We start from the raw sequence: 17,503 nt of genomic DNA on the forward strand, positions 1-17,503 counted from the left end.
CTCAGAATTCCTGTCGACGCTGCGCGAGTCGCTGCAGGAAGTTGAACGCGCCGACCGCCAGCAGCAGCCCCGCCAGCACGCCGAGGATGCCGAGCAGCACCGGATGCCGCGACGCGAAACCCAGCACCCGGTCGCGCCAGGGCACGTGCCCCACCGCATAGCGTTCGCCGATGCGCGCGCTCTCGACGCTGTCGCGCTGGATCACGGCGACATCGTCGCGGATGAGGCCGACGAGCTGCGGGTCGTCGAACGCATCGAGCAGTTCACGGGCGCGGGCCGCGTCGCTCGCCACCAGCGCGACGACCGAGCGCCCCTTCGCCGCCGGCGACTGGAAGCCGTACACCGCCGACAGCGCCGCGTCGACGTTGAGGCGCAGCGCGCCCGCTCCCGCTTGCTGCGCCTTCGAGAAGCCGACGCGCTTCACATCGGCGGCGCGGGTATCGACGGCGAGCGGGACCGACTCGCTCCATGCGCTGACGAGCGGCGCGGCCGGCGATCCGCCGATCATCAGCACGTCCTTGTCTGCAAAGCGCGCAGTTTCCGACGGACGCGCGACCTGCACGCGCAACGCGGGATAGCCGGTCCATTTGCCGATACGGCCCAGCATCGTGAGCATGGTTTCGAGTTCGTGAGGCGCGGGATGCACGGGCACGACGACGACCGTCTGCGACAGGTCGGCCATGCGCGAGAACGGGAAGCCGCTGTTGGCGAAGTACGCGAGATTCGGCATCGATGCGTAGTGCACGAAGCGGCTGAAGTCGATGGTCGATTCGGGATCGATGGACGCGCGCGCCGGATTGCCGGTCGCGCCGGCGCAGAGCGTGCTCTTTTCGGAATCGAGATTGAAGCGGAAATCGAGCTGGTTATCGCCGACGAGCTGATAGGCCGGCACTTCCAGTTCAGCCGTCGAGCCGCGCGCACCGGACGATTTCACACCGGCTGTGTCGCCGTTCGGCGTCAGGCGATACGACTTGATTAACTGCTTGTTCATCTCGATCGACAACGCGGAGTTGTTCTGCACGCTCGGCGCGGTGTAGCGATAGCGCACGTCGAGCGGCGCGCCGACTTCGTTCCACGACGTGAGGTCGACCGGCACGCGCAATTCCAGGCTGATGGTTTCGAGCGCGCCGCCTGGCGATTGCAATTGTTCAGGACGCTTGACTATTTCAGCGAAACGAACGGGCCGGTCGACGGGCGTCCAGCGCGGCGCGTCATAGGGCTTGCGCTCGGGTTCGGGATCGCGGCGGCCGATGTTCGCAACCGGCCCCGACAGGCCCGGCGTGCGCAGCACCAGTGCATAGGCGGCGCTGTCGACATCCTGTGCATTCGCACCTGTGACGATCAGCAGCTTGTGACCGGGCGCGGCGGGGTTGTCGGTGATGACGAGCGCCGGTCCGCTGACGCCGGCGGGACGAACGTTCGGCGGCAAGTCGTCGAGACGGCCGACGAGCACGGCGTGATCGTCCTTCGGCAGGTCGGGCGTGACGGGGAAGCGGGCCTTGCGGTAATCCGCGAGTGATCCGAACCACGATGCGATCACCGATGCGGTGCGCAGAGTGGCATCGCTTGCATTCGACGGCAGCACGAACGTGAGCCGCAACGGGTTGACGTCGTGCTCGTCGAAGAACGGCGCGGGCAAGAGCGCGAGTTCGTTGGGCAACGTGATCGGGACTTCGTCGAGCACGATCTCGCTGTTGGAACTGATATCGGCCCACAAACCAGTATTGCCCGGGTCTTCACAGTGCTCCATCGAATAGTGCGCGATCAGCTTCAGCTGCAACGCGCTGTAATCGGTCATCAGACGCGGATCGATCTCGATGTCCTGCGTCACCGTCCGCCCCGCGCTTTCAGGCGCGAACCGCAGCGTCGCGACGACCTGGTCGTTCATCGACACCTTCAGATGCGACATCGGGAACAACAATGCTGGCGAATAGGAATAAACAAGCCGCAGACGCGCAGCCTTGACGATGCGATCGCGCCTCACGCCCACGTTCACCGTACGTACGTCTTCCAGTCCGCGAAGACTCAGCGTGCGGTATGCGCCCAGCGCAGAGAAAGGAATGTGGACTTTACCGTCGCTCGCGCCCCCGGTCTCCGTGAGCGATGCTTGCGTAGCGTTCGGTGCAGCGAGAGCGGAAGTTGTCAGAACGGCCGCGAGCCACGCGATCATCGCGACAACGAACGAAAAGCCGAACCTTTCCGTTGTCCAGAATAACGATCGAACTTCCGGTTTAGAGCGCACGTTCGGACGCGCGCCCGCCTCTCCCCCGCGCCCATTCCGTTTTCTTTCGATCGTTAGCATGACTAATCCCGAACTCGTTTTTGCGGGCTATCTTCAAAGCTCTCAGTCTTTCTTACCGCTTGGCCCGTGCAATCTCGAGTTCGTTGGCGTGGGGATCCCGGAAACAACTCTATAAACACAGGATAAGCGGCAATGTGCGGATCCGCACACAGGCTTACGAATTGTCATTTCGTTTCACACGTTTGTCAAAAAAGAGTGGAAACGCTTTAGCAAGTTTTACGTGAATCAGCAATATCGATGTGTCGTCCTAAGTTGAGGGATTCGACTCCATTTAAGCCGGCATTAAATGCTTAAGGCATCGACTACCCCGTTTGGCGAATCGCTCAGAGCAATTGTTGAGGATGCGAAAACGACGGATAGAAGCGCGGCGATTGGTGTCTGTTTGCTCTACGAAATTTGGTGAGGTCTCGCCAGCGAGGTCGCAAGGTGCTCGCTTTCTGTCTATGTGTCACCGCCGCCATTTTCGCGCCATTTAATCGTTGTCCTTGACATGCGCCGCTTCTACCTTTTCGCCTGTATCACTCGTCAATTAACCAATGCAGGCCGTTGACCGGTAAATCGATCGCATTTAGCGCGACCGCATAGCTGTTTTCACGAAGGCAAAAAACCGCAGCAAGGACTCGTTACTATTCCTTGCATCGTTTGCCTGAAGTTCGCGCTACGATCACCATTCCGCTATCAATGCGTTGGCTAATTCCGTACGCACGACCGTCCTCTTAGCGCAAGCTCAGACGAATACCCCGATGTCTGTGCGATACCGCGCACGGCGCAAGCGGATGCATTTTCGGGTGCTCAAACCGTTGCCTAATTTACAAACGTAAGTATCATTTGTGCGATCACTGACACAACGACACACCGCGTCCTATCCGGGAGAAAGAATGTCGCTTTCCAAAAGGTTGGTCGACGGCGCCAAGGACTGGCTGCCCGATAGCGTATTTTTGCGCATCGCTCATTTGCACAAGGTCGGCCGTTTTCCTAATATCAAAGCGCCGAAAACCTTCAACGAGAAGATTCTTTACCGCTGCCTGTATCCGGACCCGAGGTTCGTCGATCTGACGGACAAGCTGACCGTGCGCAATTATGTTCGCAGCAAGATCGGCGATGAGCACTTGCCGAAGCTCTACGCCGCGCCGGACAAGTTCACGCGCGATGTCTTCGACGCCCTTCCCGATCGCTTCGTGATGAAGGCGAATCACGGAAGCGGCTTCGTCAAGCTGGTTCGCAACAAGTCGGAGACGACCTTCGAAGAACTGCATGCGCTGGCGCAGCAGTGGCTGGCAACGGACTTCTATCGCGTGGCGCGCGAACGCCATTACCGCACCATCAGCCCGCGGATTTTCTTCGAGGAGCTGCTGCTCGAGCAGACCGGCATCGTGCCCGCGGACATCAAGATGCATTGCTTCTTCCGCGCGGGCGAGAGCAAGCCGACGGTCTTTACCGCGCTCATTTCCGACCGTTTCGGCGAACATCCGCGCGGCGACATGTACGACGGCGACTGGAACCGGCTCGACATCGCTATTGGCCATTACGCGCGCAGCGACGTGCCGCTGCCGCGTCCGGACAACTTCGACAAGCTGCTGTCGATTGCGACCGCGCTTGCCGAAGGCTTCGAATATGTGCGAGTCGATTTGTATGCACCCGGCGACAAGATCTACTTCGGCGAATTGACGTTCACGCCCGGGGCTGGCGTGTTTCCGATGCGTCCCGATGCCGTGGACTATGAATGGGGCCGGTTGATGAGCTAACCCGCGGCGGGCAGCGCATGACGCGTCGCGGTACATGCGGCGCCGCTTGCGCGATGCGATCGAGCTCATCGCGTACCGCCGTCATGTCGCACATGTCCTGACCGTTCGTGGTGCGCACGAGCATCGCTTCCAGTCGTCGCCGGACAGCGCCATAGCGAGCGCCGGCTCTTCGATGAAGATCGGCCCGCTCGCTAAAGCGCAAGAAGGTCTGCAGCGAAGCGAGAACGGCCGCGCCCATGCTCGTCATCCCGACGACGATTCTCAACTCGGGCGACACGGCAGTCGTCACCAGCGATAGAAACGACGACGTACCCGTTAGCGCGGTCATCCCGATCACTGCAAGCCCGAGGTGTCTCCCGTATGCCGATAGCCGATCCGCCATTGCATAGTGGCGGATTTGCGCATCGCGCGCGCGTCTTATCCATTGAAGCAGTAACGACCGAGTATCGTCCGGCGGATGATATCTTAGGCAGTCTTTAGCTTGTTCCCTGCTCGGCGGAAATTCAGTCATGTTTGAAGCACTTTATGGTTGATGACTGACACTTTGCACGCGAACAGGGACAATTATTGTCTCTTGAGCGCTTCCCTTGGGATGGGCCTGACGCTTGCTGCATCGGCGGTAGTTCCATTTCATGGAGGGCCTATGTCAACACATGCAGGCAGGTCGCAGGAAGACCGCATCGCGGCCCGAGAGGGCGACAAACTGCCGTCGCAGGAGCAGGCAGGCGGCGATATGGCGATCGAGGGCACTGAGGCGGGCAAGGATTCGAGCAGCGGCAAACTTTCCGAGGCGGGCAAGGATGTCTGGCGTCAGGGAAGCACCATCGACGAGGAAGGGCCGCTGCCGCCGGATCAAAAGCCAGACTGAGTCTTATATAGGCACAGGCTTTGCGCCAGCGTTGCACTCGACAACGCTGGAGTAGCCATGCATATCGTTTGCCACATGATGTCGTCGGTCGATGGCCGCAGCCTGACCGATGGCTGGCATCTCAGCTTCGCCTCCCCCTGCTATGAAGAAACTGCTGCCACGTTCAAGGCCGACGCGTGGGCGTGCGGCCGGGTGACGATGCAGGAAATTTCACACGGCAAGGACCGGGACTATCCGCGCGGCCTGGCTAAAGAGCCGATTCCACGCACGGACCACTTTGCCACGCGCGACGCCAGTCAATATGCCATTTCCATCGATCCCAAGGGACGCGTCGCATGGAAAAGCAGCACCGCACTCGATTCTCATATCGTCGAAGTGCTTGCTGAAACGGTGGAGGACGACTATCTCGCCTATTTGCAATCCATCGGCGCGTCGTATGTGTTCGGCGGGAAAGAAGATATCGATCTCAAACGCGTCGTCGACACGCTGCAGCGCGAACTGGGAATCGATAAGCTGATCGTCGAGGGGGGCGGCCACGTGTCGGGCGCTTTCGTGAATGCGGGCTTGGCCGACGAAGTCAGCGTACTGCTGATCCCACTTGTCGACGGACGCGAAGCGCATCCGTCGTCATTTGAAGTCGCAATGAACAAGTGGCAAAAGCCGGCGTATCTGAAACTGGAGTCGGTGCAGACACTCGACAATGACGTCGTCTGGCTGCGCTATACGCGCAAGGCCTGATGGCCCGACGAAGCGGCGGATGATCCGCCGCTTCCAGGACGCCTTAGCTCTTGCGCACGGCATCCGGCAAGTCACGGCCGTGGTACTTCTTGTAGATCGTATTGAGATTGCCGTTCTGCATGTTCGTGTGAACCCAGTTGTTCACCCACTCCTTCAGACGCGGCTGGTCCTTGTTCATCGCAATGCCAAGATCGAAATTCTTCTGCTCGAATTTCATTTCGATGTGGCGTTGCGGGGCGCGGCGCTGCATTTCCTGCAGGTTCGACGGCGTGCTCGAAAAGACGTCGATCTGGCCCGTCACCATCGACGTGATGAGCGTCGCGTCGTCTTCATAGCGCTGAATCTGCGCGCCCTTGGCGAGCTGCGTCGTCAGCGTGTCGTTGACGGTTGCACGCGTGAGGCCGACGGTCTTGCCATCGAGATCGGCATAGTCCTTGACCTTCGCGCTATTGATGCCGCCCACGATGATCGTGATGACCGCGTACGGCGTCGAGAAATCGACTACCTTTGCACGCTCCGGCGTAATGGAAAGATCGGCGATGACGAGGTCCGCGCGCTTGGCCTGCAACGTCGGCACGCGCGCCGCGTTAGTGATCTGCACGAGTTCCAGCTTCACGCCGAGGTCTTTGGCAAGGGCCGCAGCGGTATCGACATCGGAGCCGGCCGGCTTGAGGTTCTCGTCGGCATAGCTGAAAAGCGGCGTGCCCATCGCGATGGCGACGCGAACCACGCCCGCTTTCTTGATGTCGTCGAGTTGATCGGCCATCGCGCTATGCATCGCGCCCGCGAACATGAACGTTGCCAAAGCAGCGCGTGCAATGAATTTACTGGCTTTCAAGTGGTGTCTCCGTCGTTATGAATGTGCAAGAAGTTGAAGCCGATTAAAGACCGTTATCGAGGAACGCCCGCAGTTCGGGCGTGCGCGGGGCGTCGAGCATGCCGCCATCGCCCACCTCCCAGACCTTGCCGTGATGCATATAGATGATGCGATCCGCCACGCGCTTAGCGAAGGCCATTTCATGCGTGACGAGCAGCATCGTCATGCCGTCAGCCGCGAGGTCCTCCATTACGCGCAGCACTTCGCCCGTGAGTTGCGGGTCGAGTGCGGAGGTCACTTCGTCGAACAGCATGACCTTGGGCGACATGGCAAGCGAACGCGCAATCGCCACGCGCTGTTGCTGTCCGCCCGATAACTGTTCGGGATACGCATCGGCCTTTGGCCCGAGTCCCACTTGCTCCAGCACGTTCAACGCGATGCGCCGCGCTTCTTCGCGCGGCATTTTTTTCACGTGCCGCAACGCGAGCATGATGTTCTCTTCGACCGTCAGGTGCGGGAACAGGTTATAGCTTTGAAATACGATGCCGACTTCGCGTCTCAAGTGATGCAAATCGACCTTGGGATCGTCGACGCGAATGCCGCACACTTCGATTTGCCCCTGATCCACGGTCTCCAGCCGGTCGATGCAGCGCAACGCAGTGCTCTTGCCGGAGCCGCTCGCGCCGATCACAGCAATCATCTCGCCCTTGTTGACCTCGAAGGAAACACCCTTGAGCACGTGATTGGAGCCGAAGCTCTTGTGAATATCGTCGACCTTAACGATTGCTGACATTGAGCTTGTTCTCCATCGATTGGCTCCAGCGCGAGAGCGGATAGCACAGCAGGAAATAGAACACGCCGACCAATCCGAAGATGAGGAATGGCTGGAAGATCGAGTTGTTGATGATCTGGCCCGCACGCGTCAATTCGATGAAGCCGATCACCGAAGCAAGCGACGTCATCTTGATGAGCTGCACGAGAAAGCCGACCGTCGGCGGCAAGGCGAGGCGCATGGCCTGCGGAATGATCACGAGCCGCAGGCTTTGCCAGCGCGACAGCGAGAGGCACTCAGCGGCTTCCCATTGCGGCTTTGGCATCGCTTCGATACAGCCGCGCCAGATATCGCCGAGATAGGCGCTCGAATAGACCATCAACGCCATGCCTGCCGCGACGAGGGCGGGCACTTGATAGCCATAGACCGACAGCCCGAAGTACACGATGAACAACAGAATCAGCAACGGGATGCCTTGAATCGCTTCGATGAACACGAGCGCCGCCCGCGCGAGCCACCGGCGCGGCGAGATGCGCGCGAGCATCACCGCGAAGCCGCCTATTCCGCCGAGCACGAAGGCAAGCGCGGACAGCACGAGCGTCCAGCCGATGGATTGCACCAGATAGACGAGATGAGAGTATGTGAATCCGCCGCTCATGACGCGCCTCCGGGAATGACCGTATCGATGCGTTGCTGATCCGGCGGCGTCTTGCCCGCACGTTTGGCCGCAAGGCGGATCGCGCGGCGGCGCTTGAACACATGCTCGCCGATGGCCCACGCAATGAGTTTGATGAGCAAGGACAGCGCGAGATAGAGCGCGGCCACCACGATGTAAGTTTCCAGTGAGCGGAACGTATCGGATTGCACTGTGTTCGCGACGGCCGTGAGTTCTTCAGCCGATATCTGCGAGGCAATCGCGGAGGCTTGCATCATCAGCAAAAACTGGCTGGTGAGTGCCGGATACACCTTTTCGATCGACGGCTGCAGCATCACATGCCAGCCGATACGCCATTTCGGCAGTCCAAGACATTCGGCGGCTTCGATCTGTCCGCGAGGCACCGATTCAAGACCGGCGCGAATGATCTCGGCTGCGTAAGCGCCGATGTTGATGGTCATCGCGAGCGCGGCAGCCGCAAAGGTCGGCATGCGCAAGCCGATGCTCGCCAGCCCGAAGTACAGCAGGAAGATTTGCACGAGAAACGGCGTGTTGCGCACGGCCTCGACATAAACGATGCAAAGGCGCGACACGACGGGTACTTTCGCGCGTTTGGCGAAGGCCACGGCCATGCCGAGTATCAGGCCGAAGAACACGGCCACGCACGTCATCTTGAGCGTGAGCCAAGCACCCAGAAGGAACGTCGGCCAGTACGGCAGCAAAGGAGAGAAGTCGAGAGAAAACATGGCAGCGATGTCCTTTGACAGGGCGCAGACTTCGGTTCGGCCAGCTATGCCAATCGAGCGTAGTTGACGTATGACGACTGACTACGCAAGATGGCATTCAGCATGTTGCATGCGGCATGCATTAAACCGGCGGCAGCGGATCGAACGGCCCGATCGTCGTGAATGCGCCGCCTTGAAGGACGGCGACCGGGTCGTCGGCGGCGGGAGGCGGCGTCGCTTCCACCTTGGCGCGGAACTGCTCGGACGAGTCTCGCGGCGTGAATCCCAGATGCGCGGCCTCGCGGTTGTCCCACCAGGTGTATGCGTTCGCGGACATCCCGAACACGATCGTGTGCCCCACGTCCGGCGTAAAAAGCGAGCGCCGCAGGAGGTTGTGGAAGTCGTCGTAGCTCATCCACGTCGCCATCATGCGGCGGTCCTTCGGCTCCGGAAAAACCGAGCCGATGCGAATGCTCACGGTCTCGATGCCGTACCGGTCGAAGTACAACTGGGCCATGTCTTCGCCGAAAGACTTCGACAGTCCGTAGTAGCCATCGGGCCGCTTGCGCGCGCTGGCATCGATCCGTTCGTCCTGCCGATAGAACCCGGTGACGTGGTTCGAGCTCGCGAACACGATGCGCTTCACGCCATGACGGCGCGCCGCTTCGTAGAGGTGAAGGACGCCCTTGATGTTCGCTTCCAGAATTTCCTCGAAGGGCCGCTCCACCGATACGCCCCCGAGATGAACGATCGCATCGCAACCGGCAACGAGTGCGTCCACTGCCTGGCGGTCTGCGAGATCGCAGGGCACGACTTCCTCGTGCGGCGCGGCGTCGTTCGAGATCGCGCCCGGCAAATCCGAGATTCGAATGCCTTGTGCGAACTCGGCCACGCGATGCCGGATTGCCTTGCCGATGCCGCCCGCGGCGCCCGTCAGCAGCAAGCGTGTAAAGCCGTCGCCTTGCCCCGGCGCGTCTGTTTGGTATGCCATGCGAATTTTGTCTCCTGCATTCACGACTAGGGATTACCCTGCGCGCGTTTCTTGTACGTTGTCATATCACAACATGGCGCATATCATCACTTACCGGACGTTTTGTCAACGCTTGTCAAAACCACACAGGAGCGCCGTGACGCCACCGCCCGACTCGTTTGTCTTCGCCAATGCAGCGATATCACACGCGCCCGGTGCGCGGCGCAGTCTGACGACACAACTCGTCGATGCGCTGCGCGCGCAGATCGAATCGCACGCGCTATCGGCGGGTAGCAGGATTGCGACGGAAGCCGAGATGGTGCAACGCTACGGCGTGAGCCGGACTGTCGTGCGCGAAGCCTTGTCGCGGTTGCAGGCAGCGGGGCTCGTGGAGACGCGGCATGGCATCGGCACGTTCGTGTGTGAAGCGGCGGCAACACCGCTTTTGCAACTCGATCCCGCCGATGTCGCCGGCTCGATGGATGCGCTCGCGATCCTCGAATTGCGCATCAGTCTGGAGACCGAATCCGCAGGCCTTGCGGCCATGCGCAGCGATGCCGCGAGGCTCGTGAAGATGCGCGCCGCGCTCGACGATTTCGCGGGCAGCGTGGACACCGCAGCAGACACGGTCTCACCGGACTTTCGCTTCCATCTCGAGATCGCGCACGCGACGGGCAATCGCTATTTCGTCGAAATCATGGAGCATCTCGGCTTGCGCATGTTTCCGCGCACGCGGCTGACGGCCACGGCGATTCCGCACGACGAGTACGCCGACTATCTGCTGCGCGTGAATCGCGAGCACGAGCAGATCGCGGACGCGATCGAGCGCAACGACGCCGATTCGGCCCGCACCGCGATGCGTCTGCATCTCATCAACAGCAGGGAGCGACTGCGACGCGCGCAGAGCTGACTCGTCACCGGTACGAGGTGCTCACAGTGCGAGCACATTCACCGCCACATCGACATGATGCGAACCGCCGCCCAATATCATGCCGCGCAACAAGGAGACGTCGCTGTAATCGCGGCCCGTCGCTAATGTCACGTGATCGAGATCGGCAAGGACATCGTTAGTGGGATCGAGGTCGATCCATCCGCTTTGCGGGCAATGCAGTGAAATCCACGCATGCGAGGCATCCGCGCCTATCAGGCGTGGATGGCCCGGCGGCGGATCGTTGCGCAAATAGCCGCTGACATAGCGCGCAGGCAGACCCAGAGCGCGCAGACATCCGATCATCACTTGCGCGAAATCCTGACATACGCCGTGTTTGAGTTCGAAGGCGCGCGTGGCCGGCGTGTCGAATGCCGTCGACAAGGGCCGGTATTCGAAGTCGGCATGAATGCGATGCATGAGGTCGATAGCGCCCGCAATCAGCGGCGTGCCCTTCGTGAAGCTCGCTCGTGCGTAATCGCGCAGTGCTTCGTTCATCACGATGTTGGGCGACGCATAGCAGTACTCGCTCTCCGCCACGAAAGCCGCGCCCGCGCAAAAACGCAGCCTGTGCGCGACTTCTTCCCACGATGGCGTCGCGTTCGGATCGAGCTTGTTCCAGCGCGGACTCAGACGCACCGTGGTTTCGCTCGTCATCGAAAGGCGTTCGTGCGGCGCATCGAGCGAGAAGTAAAGCACGTCGTTGCCGAATGCATCGACACGGCTGTGCACGTACGACGGCGGCGGTTCGATGCGCTCCGTATGCGCGATCACCTGCTGCCACGGACAATGCAACGGACGAATGGTCGCCAGATGCTGCGCGATTTCGACAGGCGTCGAATAACGATAGGTCGTGCGATGGGTGACTGCAAGCGTCGTGGATTTATCGCTGGCGTCGAGCGTCGCGTTCATGATGAAACCTGCGCAGCAAGCGGGTTTGCATGACTGAAATAACGCGCGCTGATCTCGCTCGACGCGGCGCTCACCGATGCGATCATCGAGTTGCATAGGCGGACGAGATTGACATGGCGGCCGTCGTCGCCCGTTTCGCAAAGCGCTTCGAGTTGAGGCAACGCATCCAGTTCGCTGAGGATTCCAGAGAAACTTCCGTGTCGCCTCCCGCCCGCCGCAGCGGCTATCTCATCGAGCTTCGCACACAGGCGTGCATAGACGCCATAGAGTCCGCGTGGATTGGTCCGGTCCACCACGATCAGATCGATGAGCGCAGGCACTTCGATGCGCCCCGGATAAAGCGAGCGATACGTCAGCGTGCTATCGAAGAGCTGCAATAGCAGATCGAAGCCCGCAGGCAAACCGAGCGTGTTGTGCTCGGCGGCGACGCGCAGAAACGTCGCCATCGTCGATACGCGTTCGATCATTCGCCCGATGAAAATGAGCCGCCATGCCTGATCGCGCGTCATGCGATCGCCTTGCGCGCCGCTGATCGCAAGGAGCTGCGTCGCAAGATGTTCGAGCGCGCCGGCGAGCATCACGCGGTCATAATCGGCGCCCGCTTCCGGCGATGCCAGGCCGAGACGCGCAAGCGCATCGCGAAAGTCGTTGCGCGATGCGAGGATGGTGCGCCAGTGATCGGTCGAAAGCCTGTCGCGTATCTCGCCGCATGCGCGCGTCTGATCCGCGAGGTTGCCGCCGATGCTCGTTGCCGTCGCATGCTCCGCGAGCCCCGCAACGAGCATACGCTCGAACGCATGCGGCGAACTGCGTGCGAGCGTGTCGATCGACGGGATGAGTCCGCATTGCGTCGCAAGTTCGACGAGCGTGCTGAACATCGCATCGGCGTCGCTCGTATCGAGTGAACCGAGCAACAGGCGGCACAGGCGCACGTTGTTTTCCGCGCGTTCGCCATAGCGTCCTGCCCAGAAAAGATTCTCTGCGGCACGGCTCGATACGATGCGATGCTTGCGCAGATCACCGGGCTGCATCGAAGGGCGCAGCGGCGCGGCCGGTACGGCATGGCTCGACAGCACCCACGTATCGACGCTACTGCCGCCGAACTGCATGGATACCGTCGCACGTTGATCGGCTGCAAGGCGCGTGAAGCCTCCGGGCATGACGCGCCATGTCCCGTCGATATCGGCGATCGCGTAGGCGCGCAATACGCATGGACGCGCGCCGAGCGCGCCATCGTGAAAGCGCGGCGCGCACGAGAAAGGCAAGTTCTCCTGCACCGTGAACCCATCGGGCGCATTCTCGATACGCTCGCGCCATTGCGCAAGCTGCTGCAGGCCCGCTTCGATGCCGGGCACATGATCCGCCTGCACACCCGGCCACGTCGGCACGAGCAACGCGGCATCGATCTGTTCGAACGCTTCACGGCGGGCCGCCTCTTCGCCGCACCACCATGTGGGGACCGTCGGCAGTTCTAGCGTCTCATCGAGCAACGCATCGGCGATGCCGGGCAAGAACGCATTGAACGCCGGCGATTCGGCGAAGCCCGCGCCCGGCACGTTCGATATCGCCACGTTGCCCGCACGCATCACCTGCAAAAGACCGGGCACGCCGATGCTCGAATCCGCGCGCAGTTCGACCGGGTCGCAGAACGCATCGTCGAGACGGCGCAGCACGGCATGCACACGCGAGAGCCCTGCAAGCGTCTTGAGGTAGAGCTTGTCCTGACGCACCGTGAGGTCCTTGCCTTCGACGAGCGTCACACCGAGATAGCGCGCGAGAAACACATGCTCGAAATAGGTCTCGCTGAAAGGGCCCGGACTCAGCAACGCAATGTGCGGCGCATCGTTGCGATCGGCTTCGTCGTCGCGCATCGTCGCGCGTGCCGCTTGCGCGAGCGTGGCCACGAGTTGCGAATACATCGATGCGAGGCGGCTTACGCGCATCGCACGGAAAGGCTCGGTGAAGAGGCTGGCGACGATCAGCCGGTTCTCCAGCGCATAGCCCAGTCCGGAAGGCGCTTCCGTGCGATGCGCGATCACCGTCCATGCACCCGATGGCGATCGCGCGAGATCGACCGCGACGATCTGCAGGAAGCGCCCGTTCGGCGGCACGAAGCCCTTCACCGAACGCAGATAACCAGGATGCCCGAACACGAGCGCACCCGGTAGAAGCCCGCGCTGAAGGAGCGTTTGAGGACCATAGACATCCGCGACGATGGCCTCCATCAGACGCGCGCGCTGCGCCACGCCGCGTTCGATGGCGGCCCATTCGTCCTCGTCGATCACGAGCGGCAGCAGATCGAGCGACCATGCTCGCGGCTCGCCGTTATCGGCATAGACGTTATATGTGATGTCGTTGTCGCGGACCTGTTGCGCGACTGCGGCGACGTTATCGTCGAGACGCGCGATGCCCTGTTCGCCCAGCAGCTCGAAGAAGTGACGCCACGGCTCGCGCAAGTGTCCCGATGCATCGCGCAATTCGTCCCAGCGGCCTTCGCGAGCGGGCAACGCACGCAATAGCGTGAGCGGGTCGATGCGCGAGGCCGTCGCATCGAACGGCAGTGTCGATTGAAACGCCAAGGTCGTCTCTTCCGTGTCGTATGCGTGCGCTGTTCGTTATGTTCAAAGACGGCGCATGTCGAGTGTGAACGGAAACTCGATACTGCGTTCCAGCGGCTCCGTCGCCACGCGTCCCGGCGTATGGCCGCTCGCGAAGAAGCGTGCTCGCCGGCGGCTTTCCGCTTCATAGGCGTTGACGGGGAACGTCGCATAGTTTCGCCCGCCCGGATGCGCCACATGATACTGGCAGCCGCCGATCGAGCGCCCTGTCCAGGTATCGACGATATCGAACGTGAGCGGCGCATGGGCGTCGATTGTCGGATGCAGCGATTGCGCCTGACTCCACGCACGAAAGCGCACGCCCGCGACGTATTCGCTCACACGCCCCGTCGATTGCAGCGGCAGCCGCTTGCCGTTGACGGTCACCACATGGCGGTTATCGTTCATGCCGATGACACGCACTTCGAGCCGCTCCACGGATGAGTCGACGTAACGCACCGTGCCGCCGATGGCCCCCGTCTCGCCCAGCACATGCCACGGCTCGAGCGCATTGCGGATGCTGAGCGAGAGGCCGTTCGTATCGTATTCACCCACGAGCGGAAAACGGAATTCAAAATGCGGATCGAACCAGTTGCGCTCCAATGGGAAGCCCGCGTCGCGCAGGTCGGTCAGCACGTCGTCGAAGTCCATCTGCACGAAAGTGCTGAGCATGAAGCGGTCATGCAATTCCGTGCCCCAGCGCGTGAGGCGCGCGGTGTACGGCGTTTGCCAGAACCGGGCGACGAGCGCACGCAACAACAACTGCTGCACGAGACTCATGCGCGCATGCGGCGGCATCTCGAAGCCGCGCAGTTCGAGCAGCCCGAGCCGGCCGGTCGAACCGTCCGGTGAATACAACTTGTCGATACAAAATTCCGCGCGATGCGTGTTGCCCGTCACGTCGATCAGAATGTTGCGCAGAATGCGATCGATGAGCCACGGCGGCACGGCCGCGCTGTCGCGCCCGCCGAGCAGGTCGATCTGTCGCTGAAGTTCCGCGAATGCAATCTCGAGTTCGTAGACCTGATCGTTGCGCGCCTCGTCGACGCGCGGCGCCTGACTCGTGGGGCCGATGAATAGACCCGAGAACAGCATCGACAGCGACGGATGGTTGTGCCAGTACGCGATGAGGCTCGCGAGCAGATCGGGGCGTCGCAGGAACGGACTGTCGGGCGGCGTGGCGCCGCCGAGCACGAAGTGATTGCCGCCGCCCGTTCCGGTGTGCCGGCCATCGAGCATGAACTTTTCGGGACTCAGATACGACTCGTGCGCTGCGTTGTAGAGAAACTCGGTGTGATCGACGAGCTCCTTCCAGTTCGACGCCGGATGAATGTTCACTTCGATCACGCCGGGATCGGGCGTGACTTGCAGCACTTTCAGCCGCGCATCGCGCGGCGGCGGATAGCCTTCGACGATGACGGGAATCTGAAGCTCTGCCGCAGTCGCTTCGACGGCGGCGAGCAAGTCCAGGTAATCGTCGATACCCGTCAGCGGCGGCATGAAGACATGAATCAGCTTGCTGCCCTGGCCGCCCTTCTCCAACGCCTGCGCTTCGGCCTTGGGGCCCGCGGCGCGCGCGGGATCGCGTGCTTCGACGCACACCGCCGTGCGCGCGACCCATGCGGCCGATTCGCCATGCGCCGGCATGCGCTCGGTGTTCGCCGTTGTCGAATCCGCTTGCATGCGGTCTTTTGAATGCTGCATGCCGGATGCCGCATTCACATCCGCGTATTGCACGCGAAGCTCGGCAGCCCGTCGCAGCGGGACCGATGGCGCGAACGGATCGTGCTCGTGTTGCCACGGGTAGTCGCCTTCCGACACCCACGGCAGGGAATCGAGGGGCAAGCGGTAACCCATCGGGGAATCGCCCGGGACGAGGTACATGCGCTCGTCGCGCAGAAACCACGGGCCGCTCGTCCATCGCGCCGGACGCGCGGCATCGGCTTCGACGCGCGCAATCGGCAACGCATAGCCGATCACCGATGGCAAACCCGCATCGAAGACGCGGCGCAGGCGCACGCGCTCCAGTTCATCGTCGAGGCGCGAGTCGAAAGGATCGACGTTGACGGGCAGCCGGCGTTCGCGCCACAGGTAGTACCACGTGTCTTCATAGCCGGGCTGAATGAATTCAGAATTCAATGACAGCTTGCCGGCGAGATGCTCGATGAAACAGGCGGCGTCGTCGGATGTGTAGTTCGCCGGATGCCTTTCGTCGGCGAAAAGCGCGGGGTTGGTCCAGCATGGCTCGCCATCCGCGCGCCAGTAAAGCGACAACGCCCAGCGCGGCAACTGCTCGCCCGGATACCACTTGCCTTGACCGATGTGCAGAAAGCCGCCATCGCCATACTGCGCGCGCAGCTTGTTCATCAGCGAGACAGCGTACGCGCGCTTGGTCGGCCCGAGCGCGTCGGTGTTCCATTCCGGTGCATCGCGATCGCGTACCGAGACGTAGGTCGGCTCGCCGCCCATCGTCAGGCGTACGTCCGAGGCATCGAGTTGCGCATCCACTTGCGCCCCCATGCGCAGCACCGCATCCCATTCCTCCTCGCTATAGGGTTTCGTGACGCGCGGTGTTTCGAGCACGCGTTCGATCGACATCGCGTGACTGAACTCGACTTCGCACTTTTCGACGGCGCCGGACACCGGCGCTGCGCTGTCCGGTTCCGGCGTACAGGCAACGGGGATATGCCCCTCGCCCGCAAGCAGTCCCGAAGTCGGATCGAAGCCGATCCAGCCTGCGCCAGGCAGGAATACTTCGCACCAGGCGTGCAAGTCGGTGAAATCGACTTCCGTGCCGCTCGGACCATCGAGCGATTTCGTGTCGGGCGCGAGTTGCAGCAGATAGCCCGATACGAAACGCGCCGCCAGCCCCAGATGCCGCAGCGTTTCCACGAGCAGCCACCCTGAATCGCGGCATGATCCTGCGGCGCGCGCAAGCGTCTCCTCCGGCGTCTGCACGCCCGGCTCCATGCGAATCAGATAGCGAATGTCCTGCGACAGGCGTTGATTCAGTTCGACGAGAAAGTCCACCGTAGGATGTGCCGACGACCGGTCGATGCTCTCGATAAATGCCGCAAAGCGCGGCGTCAACTCACGCTTGATCATGTAAGGCGCGAGGTCGTGCCGTAGATCCGGCGCATAGCTGAAGGGAAACGTTTCCGCAGACGGTTCGAGAAAGAAATCGAATGGGTTGTAGACGGCCATCTCCGCGACGAGATCGACCATCACCTTGAATTCCCGTGTTTTCTCGGGGAAAACGAGCCGCGCCTGATAGTTCGCGAACGCATCCTGCTGCCAGTTGATGAAGTGCTCTTCCGGCTCGACGCGCAACGAATACGAAAGCACTGGCGTACGGCAATGCGGTGCCGGCCGCAAGCGCACCACTTGCGGCGAGAGGCCGACAAGGCGGTCATAGTGGTAATGCGTGACATGGTTCAACGCGACGCGAATAGACACACGCAACTCCTCGATCAG

14 protein-coding genes are annotated in these 17,503 nt (G+C 61.5%); 4 read left to right on the top strand and 10 right to left on the bottom strand.

What is annotated here, in order from left to right:
• Position 1: 1 nt before the first annotated feature.
• Complete coding sequence (gene bcsB, locus AB6804_RS05550) at positions 2 to 2,170, bottom strand: cellulose biosynthesis cyclic di-GMP-binding regulatory protein BcsB (RefSeq protein WP_370885596.1); 2,169 nt, start codon at positions 2,168 to 2,170, stop codon at positions 2 to 4.
• A 1,010-nt stretch (positions 2,171 to 3,180) separates the two neighbouring features.
• Here bcsB and AB6804_RS05555 point away from each other — a divergent pair.
• Entirely contained in the window at positions 3,181 to 4,047 is an 867-nt protein-coding gene (locus AB6804_RS05555) for an ATP-grasp fold amidoligase family protein (RefSeq protein WP_370885597.1), read from the top strand.
• On the opposite strand, the gene AB6804_RS05560 is transcribed toward AB6804_RS05555, so the two are convergent.
• Positions 3,974 to 4,558, bottom strand: coding sequence for an SLATT domain-containing protein (locus AB6804_RS05560; RefSeq protein ID WP_370885598.1), 585 nt, complete (start codon positions 4,556 to 4,558; stop codon positions 3,974 to 3,976). The two genes, AB6804_RS05555 and AB6804_RS05560, sit on opposite strands and share 74 nt — an antisense overlap.
• Before the next feature lie 132 nt (positions 4,559 to 4,690).
• Here AB6804_RS05560 and AB6804_RS05565 point away from each other — a divergent pair, with 132 nt between their 5' ends.
• Complete coding sequence (locus AB6804_RS05565; RefSeq protein ID WP_370885599.1) at positions 4,691 to 4,915, top strand: hypothetical protein; 225 nt, start codon at positions 4,691 to 4,693, stop codon at positions 4,913 to 4,915.
• A 57-nt stretch (positions 4,916 to 4,972) separates the two neighbouring features.
• The gene (locus AB6804_RS05570) at positions 4,973 to 5,653 is read left to right on the top strand and encodes a dihydrofolate reductase family protein (RefSeq protein WP_370885600.1); all 681 of its coding nucleotides are present in this window, start codon (positions 4,973 to 4,975) and stop codon (positions 5,651 to 5,653) included.
• Positions 5,654 to 5,696: 43 nt separating this feature from the next.
• Here the strand turns inward: AB6804_RS05570 and AB6804_RS05575 are convergent, their stop codons facing one another.
• From AB6804_RS05575 to AB6804_RS05595, 5 genes are all read right to left on the bottom strand, one after another.
• Positions 5,697 to 6,491, bottom strand: coding sequence for a transporter substrate-binding domain-containing protein (locus AB6804_RS05575; protein ID WP_035969049.1), 795 nt, complete (start codon positions 6,489 to 6,491; stop codon positions 5,697 to 5,699).
• Positions 6,492 to 6,534: 43 nt separating this feature from the next.
• On the bottom strand, positions 6,535 to 7,263 hold the full coding sequence (locus AB6804_RS05580; protein ID WP_370885601.1) for an amino acid ABC transporter ATP-binding protein: 729 nt from the start codon (positions 7,261 to 7,263) through the stop codon (positions 6,535 to 6,537).
• Entirely contained in the window at positions 7,247 to 7,900 is a 654-nt protein-coding gene (locus tag AB6804_RS05585) for an amino acid ABC transporter permease (RefSeq protein ID WP_035969045.1), read from the bottom strand. The genes AB6804_RS05580 and AB6804_RS05585 overlap by 17 nt, the downstream gene beginning before the upstream one ends.
• A complete protein-coding gene (locus AB6804_RS05590; protein ID WP_370885602.1) occupies positions 7,897 to 8,643 on the bottom strand; it encodes an amino acid ABC transporter permease in 747 nt (248 codons plus the stop codon). The genes AB6804_RS05585 and AB6804_RS05590 overlap by 4 nt, the downstream gene beginning before the upstream one ends.
• A gap of 121 nt (positions 8,644 to 8,764) precedes the next feature.
• The gene (locus AB6804_RS05595) at positions 8,765 to 9,613 is read right to left on the bottom strand and encodes an NAD-dependent epimerase/dehydratase family protein (RefSeq protein WP_370885603.1); all 849 of its coding nucleotides are present in this window, start codon (positions 9,611 to 9,613) and stop codon (positions 8,765 to 8,767) included.
• 136 nt (positions 9,614 to 9,749) lie between these two features.
• On the opposite strand from AB6804_RS05595, the gene AB6804_RS05600 reads away from it, so the two are divergent.
• On the top strand, positions 9,750 to 10,502 hold the full coding sequence (locus AB6804_RS05600) for a FadR/GntR family transcriptional regulator (protein ID WP_370885604.1): 753 nt from the start codon (positions 9,750 to 9,752) through the stop codon (positions 10,500 to 10,502).
• A gap of 21 nt (positions 10,503 to 10,523) precedes the next feature.
• On the opposite strand, the gene AB6804_RS05605 is transcribed toward AB6804_RS05600, so the two are convergent.
• Genes AB6804_RS05605 through AB6804_RS05615 form a run of 3 tightly spaced genes read right to left on the bottom strand, consistent with a single transcriptional unit; the run spans position 10,524 to position 17,485 of the window.
• Positions 10,524 to 11,432, bottom strand: a complete 909-nt coding sequence (locus AB6804_RS05605) for a transglutaminase N-terminal domain-containing protein (protein ID WP_370885605.1) — start codon at positions 11,430 to 11,432, stop codon at positions 10,524 to 10,526.
• Positions 11,429 to 14,011: a circularly permuted type 2 ATP-grasp protein gene (locus AB6804_RS05610; protein WP_370885606.1), complete on the bottom strand. Its 2,583-nt coding sequence runs from the start codon at positions 14,009 to 14,011 to the stop codon at positions 11,429 to 11,431. Before AB6804_RS05610 ends, AB6804_RS05605 begins: the two co-directional genes overlap by 4 nt.
• A gap of 42 nt (positions 14,012 to 14,053) precedes the next feature.
• Entirely contained in the window at positions 14,054 to 17,485 is a 3,432-nt protein-coding gene (locus AB6804_RS05615; protein WP_370885607.1) for a DUF2126 domain-containing protein, read from the bottom strand.
• Positions 17,486 to 17,503: the final 18 nt, after the last annotated feature.

Origin of the sequence: Caballeronia sp. RCC_10, assembly GCF_041360715.1 — a bacterium.
Classification (GTDB): domain Bacteria; phylum Pseudomonadota; class Gammaproteobacteria; order Burkholderiales; family Burkholderiaceae; genus Caballeronia; species Caballeronia grimmiae.

Excerpts from the sequence above, each read along its gene's own strand:
- AB6804_RS05570 (WP_370885600.1), top strand. The coding sequence starts at position 4,973 with ATGCATATCGTTTGCCACATGATGTCGTCGGTCGATGGCCGCAGCCTG.
- AB6804_RS05565 (WP_370885599.1), top strand. The coding sequence starts at position 4,691 with ATGTCAACACATGCAGGCAGGTCGCAGGAAGACCGCATCGCGGCCCGA.
- AB6804_RS05585 (WP_035969045.1), bottom strand. The coding sequence starts at position 7,900 with ATGAGCGGCGGATTCACATACTCTCATCTCGTCTATCTGGTGCAATCC.
- AB6804_RS05555 (WP_370885597.1), top strand. The coding sequence starts at position 3,181 with ATGTCGCTTTCCAAAAGGTTGGTCGACGGCGCCAAGGACTGGCTGCCC.
- bcsB (WP_370885596.1), bottom strand. The coding sequence starts at position 2,170 with ATGATCGCGTGGCTCGCGGCCGTTCTGACAACTTCCGCTCTCGCTGCA.
- AB6804_RS05580 (WP_370885601.1), bottom strand. The coding sequence starts at position 7,263 with ATGTCAGCAATCGTTAAGGTCGACGATATTCACAAGAGCTTCGGCTCC.
- AB6804_RS05590 (WP_370885602.1), bottom strand. The coding sequence starts at position 8,643 with ATGTTTTCTCTCGACTTCTCTCCTTTGCTGCCGTACTGGCCGACGTTC.
- AB6804_RS05595 (WP_370885603.1), bottom strand. The coding sequence starts at position 9,613 with ATGGCATACCAAACAGACGCGCCGGGGCAAGGCGACGGCTTTACACGC.
- AB6804_RS05605 (WP_370885605.1), bottom strand. The coding sequence starts at position 11,432 with ATGAACGCGACGCTCGACGCCAGCGATAAATCCACGACGCTTGCAGTC.
- AB6804_RS05560 (WP_370885598.1), bottom strand. The coding sequence starts at position 4,558 with ATGACTGAATTTCCGCCGAGCAGGGAACAAGCTAAAGACTGCCTAAGA.